Source organism: Halomonas sp. I5-271120, from assembly GCF_030553075.1.
GTDB classification, from domain to species: Bacteria; Pseudomonadota; Gammaproteobacteria; order Pseudomonadales; family Halomonadaceae; genus Onishia; species Onishia taeanensis_A.
On the sequence record NZ_CP130701.1, the window covers coordinates 3780731 to 3793085 of the forward strand.

A 12355-nucleotide genomic window follows, 5' to 3' on the forward strand; every position below is an offset into this window, starting at 1 on the left:
GATGGCAAGATCACACCACCCCGGCGCCGCAGAATCTGAGCGCACCGCCCACTGGCGACTGACACTGGCAGGCATGCTGCTGGCTCTACCGCTGACGCTGCTGGCGTTTGACGCCGAGGCCGCGGACAAGACCACCGCCAGCGATGAAATCGCCACCGAGGCCGAATGGCCCCAGGGCCACTATCCGCTGCCTGAAGAGGGCGACATTATCGGCGAGACCACTACGGTGGTCACCGAGAAGTCAGACACCCTGCTCGACATCGGCCGACGCCATGGCATCGGCTATGAGGAGATGCGCCGCGCCAACCCGGACGTCAACGTCTGGTACCCCGGAGAAGGCACCGAGCTGGTGATTCCCTCTCGCTTCATCCTGCCGCCCGGCCCCCGCGACGGCGTAGTGGTGAACGTTGCCGAAATGCGTATCTACTTCTTCCCGAAGCCCAAGGACGGCGAAACGCCTCATGTCGAAACCTACCCGGTTAGCGTGGGCCGGATGGACTGGAAGACGCCGCTGGGCACCACCTCGATCACCCAGATGATCAAGAATCCGGCCTGGTATCCGCCCCAGTCGATCATCAAGGAGCATGCCGAGGACGGCCGCGGCAAGCTGCCAAGCGTGGTACCAGCGGGCCCTGACAACCCGCTGGGCTCGCGCAAGATGCGCCTCAACATTCCAGGCTATCTGATCCACGGCACCAACCGTCCTGACGGTATTGGCATGCGCGTCACCCATGGCTGCATTCGCATGCTGCCGGAAGACGTGGAAGCGCTCTTCGAGAAGGTCGGCGTAGGCACCAAGGTCCGCCTGATCAACGAGCCCTTCAAGCTGGGCTGGTCTGACGGCACACTCTACGTACAGGCTTACCCGTACCTGGATGAAGAGGACGGCACTACCGTCGAGCGCATCACCAATGCGCTGTCCCAGGTAGACCAGGCGGTGGAAGGGCTCGACTACCCCGTCGACTATGCCCGTCTGCGCGACGTGGTCGAAGTGCCCGGCGGCCTGCCGGTGGCCCTTGAATACACGGCTCCCCCCGAGCATGAGCGCACTCCGAAGACGCTCTACGACCGCCTGGAGCTGATTGCGGCCGAGACGACCGTCAATGTGCAAGCGGCACGAGCCCTGGTCGAGCAAAGCTGACGCCATGGGGCAAGGCGGCCGATGGTGGCCTTGCCCCGAAGCACCATTCGACACACCTAAAACGCCCCCCCATAAACGACAAAGGCCCTGCCGAATGGCAGGGCCTTTGCGTTGCGAACGGTGCCGCCTAGGCGTCTCCGTTCTGCGACTGCATGCTTATTTGCGCATGTTGCGCTCGAACATGCGGTCCATAGCCTGACGGTTTTCCTGGGCCATCTGCATGGCAGCCTGGGCGTCGCGCTGGGCTTGGTTGGCAGTGTTCAGTGCACGGTTAGCAGTGCTGTTGGCCTGAGCGGCATCCGCCTTGGCTTCCTGCGCAGTCGTACGTACTTCTTCCAGAGCACCCGGTAGAGGCACAACCGGCCAGCACGGCCAGAGAGGCAGCAGCGGCGGTCAGCTTCAGGGTGTTAGTGATGGACTTCGACATGGTGTTCTCCTTGAGGGTCTTCCTTGGTTCGATCGGGCATACCTGATGTTACTCAGGCCCCTGCTCGTTTCTGTTTCGATGCAGGGCACTGCCGCGACAGGTCGACTTTGGCAAGCCAGAGCCGTTAGGTCAATCGCCATTTCATTATAGACACAACTTGTTGTCTATACAGAAGAACAGCGACTTCCGTTCATGAAGATTAGCGGATCACTACGCGCGTGCCAATCGTCACCATGTCGGCAAGGTGATCAATTTGCGAATTGGTGACCGCCACGCAGCCCTGCGTCCAGTTGAATCGTCGATGAATCTCGGGATCCGCCTCCCCAAGACCATGGATACCGATATAGCCGCCCAGCACAGTATTCTGCGGGGGTTCTCCCGTTCGACGAAGATCGCTCATGAAGTCACCATATTCACGAGCCGACATCATACCGGCTTCCCAAGCTTCACGGGCATGCTCTGCGGTGGGAAAGTCAATCCCCAGAAAAATGTGAAAATCACTGTCAAACTTGACGCGGTTGATGTGAAACACGCCTGACGGGGTCGAGCTGTCCCCCCGGTGACGAAGCCGCTTCACGCCACCCCGCCCCACCGATACCGGCGCGAATCGCTCTAGCATCTGCTCACCGCGGTAGATGCGTAGACTCGACGAGGACTGGTCGATCAGGAGCCACAGCTCATGTGGCCCGGGATTGAGAAACACCGGGCTCTGCGCGGCCCCCAAGGCAGTACTGAGCGGCAGCAGTATCAGAACAAGGAGGAAAATCAATCGGGGCATAAGGAGGCTCGTGATACGAATGGCTGAAGAACCGGAATCACAGGGTTCTACCGGATTCTAGCTCTAATGACAACGCCGACCGCTCGCCGTGCATAAAATCATCACACCAGCGCTCATAATCGCCGATAGCCAGTGCCGGCGAATACAGGAACCCCTGAGCCTGATCGCAGCCCAGCTGGACAAGAATATCGTGCTGCCCGCGCGTTTCCACGCCTTCGGCCGTCACCACCAAGCCAAGGGCATGGCCCATATCGATCATGCAACCCAACAACTTTCGCGCATGGGCGTCACTTTCTAGATCCATGACAAAAACACGATCGAGCTTTAGACCGCTTAGAGGCAGATGGCGCAGATACTGGAAGGAAGAAAAGCCGGTGCCAAAGTCATCGATACTGACCCCCACGCCCAAGTCACGAATGGCACGGATCGCCCTGCTACCATCCTTGATGTCAGCCATGAGGGCACTCTCGGTAATCTCGACTTCCAGCCGCGAGGCAGGGACCTCCTCCTTGCTGATCAACATCCTCAGCATTTCGATGAAGTCGTTATCAAGCAGGTTGCGCGCCGACACATTGATGCTGACCCCGCCGGGCACGTTAGCCGCCATGGTCAGCGCCTGCTCGGTGACAAAGCGCGTTACCGGCGTGATCAAAGTGGTTTTCTCAACCTTGGGCATGAAGTGCCCAGGATAGATCAGTTGGCCATCCTCCTGCCTCCAGCGAATCAGCCCCTCGCAGCCACAAACGGTATTGTCGGCCAGAGAAATCTTGGGCTGAAAATGGAGCTCAAACTGATTGGCTTCCAGGCCGTGACGCACCTGGGAGATCAGCCATATCGCCTGCATCGTCCGCTTACGGTAGGCCGGCACATAGGCGCTGTAACTCCGCTGCTGATTGGAAGCCTCAAACATGGCTACCCGCGCTTCATGAATCAGCTGCCGCGCATTTTGGGTGTCTGGCGTCGACAGGGTATACCCCAGTACCAACTGCGCGCGCATTGGCATCTGCTGAATCACCAGGTTTTCTTCGCCGGCACTCAGCACTTCCTGCGCCACCTTCTCGAGCACCTCGTGGTCGGAACTCCTAAGTAGCAGCATCAATTCAGGACCGTTGAACCGGTAGATACAGGCCCGAGCATCCACCACACGACCTAGGCGCTGGGCGATCGCCGACACCAGTTCATCAGAGGCATCGGCACCGAGCGTCTCCAGCAGATCGACGATGTCGGTGATCCTGACCACCATCAGCCCAAGCGTCTCGCCCCACCTCTCGGCCAGCCCAATGCTCAGATCCTCTTCTAGCGCCAGATAGTTGGGCAACCCCGACCTAGCGTCTATGTACGACGCCTGGCGGGAATACCTCCTGGCCGCGTGCAAGCGCTGAAACAAACCGCCTGCTACCCCACCCAGCAACAGGTAGAGCCCAAGACGAACCAGCCAGTTCGCGGCCGGCTGGAGCTCGCCGGTAGCGACCTCCAAAGGCATCAAAGCCATCAGCAGGCCCACCGCAAAGGCACTCACCAGAGCGCCCACGAGCTGATACCAGGCCGCCGCCAGGATCACCGGAATCAGCATCAGATAAGGGTATGCGTAGGCCGTACCGCCGGTGAAATAGACGATCAGCCATCCCACCGCCACCAGCACCGCCAAGACCGTCAGTCGAAGCGTATGCTGCGCTCCGGCCGACAATTCAAGCCATTGCTTATGGATGTTGGATGGATAAATCATCTGGTGGGGCATGATTGGTTGAGACATCCCTTGTCACTCTTTTGGCCCTGAACAGACCCGCATCCGGCGATGATTAGCCAACCAGCATGAGAGGGTCATACTGATTATCGACACGTCCGTGTCTGAACTTTAATCACGGAACCGCGCGTAATCCGGCATGATCGCATAGGTCGTGCAGGAAGCGCCCAGGGTGTAGGCTATTCCAGTCCCGAGCACCTGGCCTCGGAGAACGTGATGGAGCTCACCTTGCTGGATGCTTTGCTTGCCCCTGGATACTTTTTGGTGGTGCTGGCGACCCTATTGACCGTCGTGCTATGTGTGCTGCTGCACTACGAGGTATCGATGGCCTTGAGCCGACGGATGGAGCGCTCCACCCGCTCGCAACGCCAGCGCTTCCTGACGCTGATCTTCGGCCTTCTTTTGACTCACATTGCCGAGATCTGGGCCTTCGCCGCCGCCATGAGCTTACTGCTGGAGATCCCCAGCACCGGCGACGTCATCGGTATCACCGCGCCGCGCTTCCTGGATTTCGTCTACCTCTCGGCGACCAACTTCACCACCCTGGGCTATGGCGACATGGTGCCCACCGGCCCCATCCGCTTCGTGATGGGCACGGAGGCACTGACCGGCTTCATGCTGATCACTTGGTCGGCATCACTGACGTTCCTGGAAATGCAGAAGCACTGGCGCACCAACCACAGCGATTAGGGCGTTCCGATTAGTGGGTCCACCGCCGCGTCGTCTTCCCCTTGACGATGATCGAAAGTCACCGGGGACTGCCTGTTCGCGTTGACCTTGAGCTGGAATACATCCGGTCGAGCATAGTGGCCGGCCACATCGAGGCTACGGCGTGCCAGGCCAACCCGACTGGTGTCTATCTCGCCATAGAGGATGCCCTGCTCGGCGTGCATGGGCCCCACCTCGATCAGCCCATCCGGCGTGATCACCACCGAGTCTCCCGAATTGATCCATTCCTCGGGATCCGGGTAGAGTTCGGCTCGCCCGGGCAGATCCTCGGGCAGGTCCGCCGCGCGCAGCGCAAGACCGCAGCCCACTACCCAGCACCCGCCCTCCCGGGCGATATGCTCAAGCGTGCCCAGCCATTTCTTGCCGGCATCATAAGTGGGCGAGATAAGAATCTCGATGCCCTGCGCGAAAAGCGCGTAGCGAGCCAGCGGCATGTAGTTTTCCCAGCACACCAGAGTACCGATGCGCCCAACCGGCGTGTCGAGCACCTTGAGCCCGGCAGCATCACCAAAGCCCCAGATCATGCGTTCGGGGTTGGTGGGCATCAGCTTGCGATGGCGATTGATCAGGGCGCCATCAGGGCCGATCACCACCACGCTGTTGTAGAGGGTTGCGCGAGAGAAGTCGGTATCTCGCTCGCTGATGCCACAAACGACTGTGACGCCATGCTGACGCGCCGCATCAAAGAGTGGTGCCAGATCATCGCCATCCAGACTGACCGCATTCTTCAAGAGCCGATCATGCAGGGTTTCGGCAAGCGCCATGTCGCTGCCTGGCCGCAGCCGCCAGATCCATATTGGATAGCCAGGCACGAAAGCCTCGGGAAAAGCGACCAGATCGGCTCCATGATTCGAAGCCTCCTCCACGGCGGCTACAGCAAGCTTCAGGGTGGCCTCCCGGTTCAGCAGCACCGGCGGCTGCTGCACGATAGCAATACGCATGATACACCCCTCCTGCTGGCAGCCTGCAGGGGCGTCGCAGGGCCAGCAGCCGCGGCGCACATGCAGTATAGCCATTGTTCAAGAGTTCTTACGGGGTGAGTGCTTACAGGGGGGAGCTCTCGCGGAAGAGGCCTTGCCGGCCAGCTCAGTTCGCTCCAGGAGCGCCCAACAGCAGATCACTATCGATGGCCACGAAGGTCGTGGCGGCCTGAATCAGAGTATCCGCCGTCAAGGCTGACACGCCGTAGACATCGACGCTTACGCCGTGACGCTCGCGCATGCGGCTGACCAGCAGATCGAAGTCGCCGTCACCCGACACCAGCACGACATGATCGACATGAGCGGCCGCCTCAATTGCATCGAGCGCAATACCCACGTCCCAATCGCCCTTGGCAGAGCCATCCCGGCGCTGAATGAAGGGTTTGAGCTTCACGTCGAAGCCGATGTTGCGCAGGATGTCCTGAAACTGACGCTGTCGGGCATCGCCACGATCCACCGCATAGGCGTTGGCGATTACCACCTCGCCGAGCGCGGTGAGTCGCGCCCAGAAGGCGTGGTAGTCGAAGTGGCGCCCGAAGGCTTGGCGAGTGGTGTAGTAGACGTTTTGCACGTCAACGAAAACGGCGACGCGAGGTGCGTCGCTTGCTGGTGTGGCCATAGGCAGCCCTCAGTGCATGGTGGCGGGGACTTCCGGCTCGTCGCTCTCTTCCTGCCACAGCTTGCTGCGGGTAATGGCATGGTCAATCATCTCGCGCGCCACTTCGAAACGGCTCTGGCGCAACAGCTCGCCGGCTTCCTCGGAGAAGTTGATGCGCAGCAGCGGCTCGCCTTCGCCCTCGGCGTGGCGCAGTACGATTTCACCGTCGTTAAGTTCGACGATTTCCAGAACAGCGGTATCGGACATTCTGGATGAACCCTCCAGCTGATGGGGCAATAAAAAACGACCACGGCGATCATCCATGGTCGTTGTCGATGGGGCTAGATTACCATTACAGAGGCCGAGACGTCATCTGAGATTGCGCGCTTCGCGCCCTGCCGGGCGCCGCTTCTCAGCAGGTAAGCACAACTGTGATCGCCACTACCACTCGACGCTGGTTTCTCGCAGCCGCGCCAAGATGGCCTTGAACTCGACGAGACAACCAGAGAGCTCATCGCCCAGGGGACGCTGGCCGGCCACAGCGATGGTCATCGGGCTTGCCTCCTCGCGCCGCGCCGCGCCATCCACGCCGTGCAGCGCCTCGAGGCGCCCCAGCAGCCAGGCAAGCCAGCTATCCGACTGAGCCGCAAGCTCGGCAAGCTGGGTGAGTTCCGCCACTGGCCGGGCATCGGTGACCAATAGCTCTCGCCAGTCATGCCGGGGAAGCCGTGCATGCTCGGTCAGCTCTCGCAGGGCCGAGTTCAGCGCCAGCTCGAGCAGAGCAAGCGCCCCCTCCTCACCAGCCAGCCGACGCGACACGGCGTGCTCGTCATCTCCCGCCGGCACTGCCAATAGCAGCTCGGCCTGGTAGAGCAGTTGATTCGTGCGGCCGCTCGGGGTCATTTGCGCTTGTCCTCGACCTGCCATTTGCCTGCATCGAAGGTTGCCTTCCAACCGGTAGCCTTGCCCTCCTCGTCGGTCATCACGAACTGCGACTTGGTCTTGCGCGAGAAGCGAATCTGGGTCGGGCGACCGTCCGGGTCCTCGCTCGGCGCCTTGAGCAGGAAGTGATACTTCTCGGGCAGCTCCTCGGCATGGGCTTTGAGTTCGCGCACCAGCGGTGGGCGCGTCTCGCGATTCTTGGGAAACTGGCTGGCGGCCAGGAAGAGCCCGCTGGCCCCGTCGCGCAGCACATAATGGTCCTCGACCTTTTGACAAGCCAGCTCCGGCATGGGGATCGGGTCCATCTTGGGCGGCGCCACTTCACCGCTGCGCAACAGCTTGCGGGTATTCTTGCAGGTATCGCTGGTACAGCCGAAGTACTTGCCGAACCGCCCGCTCTTGAGCTGCATCTCGGCGCCGCACTTGTCGCACTCGATGACCGGGCCTTCGTAGCCCTTGATCTTGAAGTGGCCCTGCTCGATCTCATAGCCGCCACAGTCGGGGCTGTTGCCGCAGATGTGCAGCTTGCGCGTCTCGTCGATCAGGTAGCTGTCCATGGCCGTGCCACAGATATCGCAGCGATGCTTGGCGCGCAGCGCATCGGTCTCGGCTTCCTCGCCGGCATCGGCGGCCACGGCCTCATCGCCAGGAATCAGGTCGATGGTGGTCTTGCAACGCTCCTTGGGTGGCAGGTTGTAGCCCGAGCAGCCCAGGAAAACCCCGGTCGAGGCAGTGCGAATCTGCATCTTGCGCCCGCATGTCGGGCAGTCGATATCAGTGGGCACCGGCTGGTTGGGCCGCATGCCCTCTTCGCTCTCGGCCACGTCGAGCTCCTTGCGGAACTCGCCGTAGAAGGCATTGAGCAACTCTCGCCAGTTACGCTCGCCTTCGGCCACTTCATCGAGGTTGTCTTCCATGCGGGCCGTGAAGGAGAAGTCCATCAGGTCCGGGAAGGACTCGCTGAGCCGCTCGGTGACGATGTCGCCAAGCTTCTCGGCGTAGAAGCGCCGGCTTTCGAGCTTGACGTAGCCGCGGTCCTGAATGGTCGAGATGATGGCGGCATAGGTCGAGGGGCGGCCGATGCCACGTTTCTCGAGCTCCTTGACCAGGCTCGCCTCGGTGAATCGAGCGGGCGGCTTGGTGAAGTGCTGCTGCGGATCGAGCGCCTCGAGATGCATCGGCGTGCCCTCGGCCAGATCGGGAAGCGACTGATCCTCTTCCTTCTTGCCGGCAGGCTTCATGACCCGGGTATAGCCGTCGAACTTGAGCACTCGGCCCTTGGCCCTGAGCTCATAGCCATCGACTTCGACCGTCAAGGTGCTCGACAGGTATTCCGCCGGCGTCATCTGACAGGCCACGAACTGGCGCCAAATCAGCTCATAGAGACGCTCCGCGTCGCGTTCCATGCCAACCAGGTCGGTCGCCTTGTGGGCCACGTCGGAGGGACGAATGGCTTCGTGCGCTTCCTGGGCGCCGGCTTTGCTCGAATAGCGATTGGGCGACTCGGGCAGATAACGCGCGCCAAACTCCTCTTCGATATGGCCCCGCACCGACTCGATCGCATCCTTCGACAGGTTGGTCGAGTCGGTACGCATGTAGGTGATGTAGCCCGCCTCATAAAGGCGCTGCGCCATGGTCATGGTCTTCTTCACCGAGAAACCCAGGCGGCCGCTGGCGGCCTGTTGCAGGGTCGAGGTGATGAAGGGCGCATTGGGCTTGGAGCGTGTCGGCTTGTCTTCGCGACCGGTAATGGCAAGCGAGGACTTCCTGAGCGCCGCGATGCGCTCCATGGTCTCGGCTTCGCTGGTAGGACGAAACGGCTTGCCATCCTGACGGACCAGCTCGAAGCGAATCGGCTCTGCACCGTCCTTCGCACCACCGGCGGTGAGATCGGCATGCACGTCCCAGAACTCTTCGGGCACGAAGGCGCGAATTTCGCGCTCGCGCTCGACGATCAGACGTACCGCCACCGACTGGACACGACCGGCAGACAGGCCGCGGGCGACCTTGCTCCATAGAAGTGGCGAGAGCATGAAGCCGACCACCCGATCGAGGAAACGCCGCGCCTGCTGCGCCTCGACCCGCGGAATGTTGAGCTGGCCGGGGTCCTGGAAGGCTTCCTGGATGGCGTTCTTGGTGATCTCGTTGAAGACCACGCGCTTATAGCGCCCGGTATCGCCACCGATGGTTTCCTGCAGGTGCCAGGCGATGGCTTCCCCTTCGCGGTCCAAGTCGGTCGCGAGATAGACGGCATCGGCCTTTTCGGCATGCTTCTTGAGCTCGGCGACCACCTTTTCCTTACCGGGAAGGATGTCGTAGTTCGCCTCCCAATCATTCTCGGGGTCGATACCCATCCGCCGGATCAGCTGATCCCAGGCCTTGCGCTTCTTGTAGACCGCCTTCTCGTCCGGAGACATCTTGCGGGTCGCGGCCGCCTGGCGAGCGCGTTCCTTGGGATCGCTGGATGCCTTACCCGAGCCGCTGGTCGGCAGGTCGCGAATATGACCCACGCTCGACTTCACGATGAAATCGTTGCCGAGATACTTGTTGATCGTCTTCGCCTTGGCCGGCGACTCGACGATGACCAGTGACTTGCCCATAGTACTCCAAAGTAGTGTCAGCCCGGGCCCGGAGCCCCGAGGCAATATCCGTATGCCGACATCTATTAGCGGCTTAAAAATGCGCCTACCCTACCCCAGCGCTTGGTGCGGCGCCAGTCATCGGACCGACTCGCTATCTGACCCTAGACCGCGCTACAGGGCCTCGGCAAGCTTTCACCCGCCTTTATCAAGGCCACTCGAGCTGTCATCTTGTAGCGGTAGCCTGTAAAAAACCTGTTGGGATAGCGCAGAAATGTCAACGCATCCATCAGGCTTTTCAGCCAGCCGGGAGCGTGGTGTACTATGATGTAGTAAAATCACTACATGGCAATTCGCCACTAGTATTCAGCCCCGCTTCACGGTCGCCATTGAGCACTGTAAGCCAAGCTAACTCGTCAGGAGAGACGCATGTCGAATGCCCTTAACGGCCCTATCCGCCGCACCAAGATCGTCGCCACGCTGGGCCCCGCCAGCGACCGCGAGGGCGTGCTCGAGGAGATGATCGCTGCCGGTGTCGACGTCGTACGACTGAACTTCTCTCACGGTTCGGCGGATGACCATCGCCAGCGCCTGGGCCGTGTCCGCGAGATTGCCGATCGACTCGGCAAGAGCGTTGCAGCCCTTGGCGACTTGCAGGGCCCGAAGATCCGCATCGCCCGCTTTGCCGACGGCGCCGTCAACCTGGAGGAAGGCCAGCCCTTCGTGCTGGACGTGTCCATGGACAGCAACGCCGGCGATGCCAAGCGCGTGGGCTGCGACTACAAGTCGCTGGCAGAAGACGTTGCCGCAGGCGACATGCTACTGCTCGACGATGGCCGCCTGGTGCTTGAAGTGGAAAAGGTCAGCGCCCCCGAGGTGCATACCAAGGTGGTGGTGGGCGGCAAGCTTTCCAACAACAAGGGCATCAACAAGCAGGGTGGCGGTCTCTCTGCCGCCGCCCTGACCGACAAGGACAGGGCCGACCTCAAGACCGCCATCGACATCGGCGTTGACTACCTCGCCGTTTCCTTCCCGCGCTCTGCCGCCGACATGCTCGAAGCCCGCGAACTGCTGGGCGAAGCCGGCAAGGAAATCGGCCTGGTCGCCAAGGTAGAGCGCGCCGAAGCCGTCGCCGATGACGAAACCCTGGACGGCATCATCCTGGCCTCCGAGGCGGTAATGGTGGCGCGTGGCGACCTGGGCGTCGAGATCGGCGATGCGCAGCTGATCGGCGTGCAGAAGCGCATGATCAAGCGCGCGCGCAGCCTCAACCGTGCCGTGATCACCGCGACCCAGATGATGGAGTCGATGATCTCTGCCCCACTGCCGACTCGCGCCGAAGTCTTCGACGTCGCCAACGCCGTGCTCGACGGCACCGACGCGGTGATGCTCTCGGCAGAAACCGCCGCCGGCGACTATCCGGTCGAAACCATCGAGGCGATGAACCGCCTGTGCCTGGGGGCGGAACGCGAACGCAGCGCCCAGGAATCCGGGCACCGCATCCACGAAGGGTTCAGCAAGACCGACGAGACCGTGGCCCTGTCGGCGATGTATGCCGCCAACCACCTCAAGGGCGTCGCCGCTATCGCCTGCATGACGGCCACTGGCTATACCCCGCTGATCGCTTCGCGCATCCGCTCGGGTCTGCCGATCATCGGGTTTGCCCATAGCCCCATCGCCCAGCGCCGCATGGCGCTATATCGCGGCGTGGTCTCGCTCTACTTCAACTCGGGCGACATGAACCCCAGCGAGCTGAACGCGGCGGCGATCAAGGAACTGACCGATCGCGGCATCGCCAAGAGCGGTGATTACGCTATTCTGACCCGCGGCGAGCACATGAATGCTCACGGCGGCACCAATACCATGCAGATTCTGGAAGTCCAGTAACGGCCGTCGACCACCGACAGTCCACAAAGAACGCGCCAGAGAGAACGACCCAGAGAGGAAAGGCACTCATGAGCGAGCAACGCCCTGGACAGCAGACGAGCCGCACCCTGCCTGGTCGCAAGCGCATCGCCCTGATCGCTCACGACGGCAAGAAAGATGAGCTGCTCGTATGGGCCCGACGCTGGCATGACACCCTGGCGGCCCACCAACTGGTGGGCACAGGCACCACCGCCAAGCGGGTATCGAAAGAGCTGGGACTCGACGTCGAAGGCCTGATGAGCGGCCCGCTGGGGGGCGATCAACAGATTGGCGCCCGCATCACCGAACAGCGCCTGGATCTTCTGGTCTTCTTCTGGGACCCCTTCGCGCCGATGCCCCATGATCCGGACGTCAAGGCACTGCTTCGCTTGGCGGCGCTTTGGAATATTCCGGTGGCCTGCAACGCTGCCAGTGCTGACTTCCTGATCAGCTCTCCGTTCGTGGGTGAAGAGTTCGAAATCGGCATCCCGGATGCTGTTGGCTGGGTGACGGCCCGTGTCGATAACTGAAA

At 61.5% G+C, this 12355-nt stretch carries 12 protein-coding genes; 4 read left to right on the forward strand and 8 right to left on the reverse strand.

What is annotated here, in order from left to right; translation table 11 throughout:
* The first annotated feature begins 1 nt into the window (after position 1).
* The gene (locus Q2K57_RS17030; RefSeq protein WP_304525808.1) at positions 2 to 1141 is read left to right on the forward strand and encodes a L,D-transpeptidase family protein; all 1140 of its coding nucleotides are present in this window, start codon (positions 2 to 4) and stop codon (positions 1139 to 1141) included.
* Between the two features lie 156 nt (positions 1142 to 1297).
* Here the strand turns inward: Q2K57_RS17030 and Q2K57_RS17035 are convergent, their stop codons facing one another.
* The 3 genes from Q2K57_RS17035 to Q2K57_RS17045 all read right to left on the reverse strand — a co-directional run bounded on the left by Q2K57_RS17035 (position 1298) and on the right by Q2K57_RS17045 (position 4099).
* Positions 1298 to 1498: an Lpp/OprI family alanine-zipper lipoprotein gene (locus Q2K57_RS17035; RefSeq protein ID WP_304525809.1), complete on the reverse strand. Its 201-nt coding sequence runs from the start codon at positions 1496 to 1498 to the stop codon at positions 1298 to 1300.
* Positions 1499 to 1767: 269 nt separating this feature from the next.
* Positions 1768 to 2346 carry a murein L,D-transpeptidase family protein gene (locus Q2K57_RS17040; protein ID WP_304525810.1) on the reverse strand — a complete coding sequence of 193 codons (579 nt, stop codon included), beginning with the start codon at positions 2344 to 2346 and terminating at the stop codon, positions 1768 to 1770.
* A gap of 37 nt (positions 2347 to 2383) precedes the next feature.
* Positions 2384 to 4099, reverse strand: coding sequence for a bifunctional diguanylate cyclase/phosphodiesterase (locus Q2K57_RS17045; RefSeq protein WP_304525811.1), 1716 nt, complete (start codon positions 4097 to 4099; stop codon positions 2384 to 2386).
* A 207-nt stretch (positions 4100 to 4306) separates the two neighbouring features.
* Here Q2K57_RS17045 and Q2K57_RS17050 point away from each other — a divergent pair, with 207 nt between their 5' ends.
* Positions 4307 to 4780, forward strand: a complete 474-nt coding sequence (locus Q2K57_RS17050) for a potassium channel family protein (RefSeq protein WP_304525812.1) — start codon at positions 4307 to 4309, stop codon at positions 4778 to 4780.
* Here the strand turns inward: Q2K57_RS17050 and Q2K57_RS17055 are convergent.
* The 5 genes from Q2K57_RS17055 to topA all read right to left on the reverse strand — a co-directional run bounded on the left by Q2K57_RS17055 (position 4777) and on the right by topA (position 9939).
* Positions 4777 to 5760: a carbon-nitrogen hydrolase family protein gene (locus tag Q2K57_RS17055; protein ID WP_304525813.1), complete on the reverse strand. Its 984-nt coding sequence runs from the start codon at positions 5758 to 5760 to the stop codon at positions 4777 to 4779. The genes Q2K57_RS17050 and Q2K57_RS17055 overlap by 4 nt on opposite strands.
* Before the next feature lie 145 nt (positions 5761 to 5905).
* Positions 5906 to 6418 carry an NYN domain-containing protein gene (locus Q2K57_RS17060; protein ID WP_304525814.1) on the reverse strand — a complete coding sequence of 171 codons (513 nt, stop codon included), beginning with the start codon at positions 6416 to 6418 and terminating at the stop codon, positions 5906 to 5908.
* 9 nt (positions 6419 to 6427) lie between these two features.
* Positions 6428 to 6664: a hypothetical protein gene (locus Q2K57_RS17065; protein WP_304525815.1), complete on the reverse strand. Its 237-nt coding sequence runs from the start codon at positions 6662 to 6664 to the stop codon at positions 6428 to 6430.
* Between the two features lie 174 nt (positions 6665 to 6838).
* The gene (locus Q2K57_RS17070; protein WP_304525816.1) at positions 6839 to 7300 is read right to left on the reverse strand and encodes a DUF6586 family protein; all 462 of its coding nucleotides are present in this window, start codon (positions 7298 to 7300) and stop codon (positions 6839 to 6841) included.
* Positions 7297 to 9939 carry a type I DNA topoisomerase gene (gene topA / locus Q2K57_RS17075; protein WP_304525817.1) on the reverse strand — a complete coding sequence of 881 codons (2643 nt, stop codon included), beginning with the start codon at positions 9937 to 9939 and terminating at the stop codon, positions 7297 to 7299. Before topA ends, Q2K57_RS17070 begins: the two co-directional genes overlap by 4 nt.
* 408 nt (positions 9940 to 10347) lie before the next feature.
* Here topA and pyk point away from each other — a divergent pair, with 408 nt between their 5' ends.
* Positions 10348 to 11805, forward strand: a complete 1458-nt coding sequence (gene pyk, locus Q2K57_RS17080; RefSeq protein ID WP_304525818.1) for a pyruvate kinase — start codon at positions 10348 to 10350, stop codon at positions 11803 to 11805.
* Positions 11806 to 11873: 68 nt separating this feature from the next.
* Positions 11874 to 12353, forward strand: coding sequence for a methylglyoxal synthase (locus Q2K57_RS17085; protein ID WP_304525819.1), 480 nt, complete (start codon positions 11874 to 11876; stop codon positions 12351 to 12353).
* Positions 12354 to 12355 lie beyond the last annotated feature (2 nt).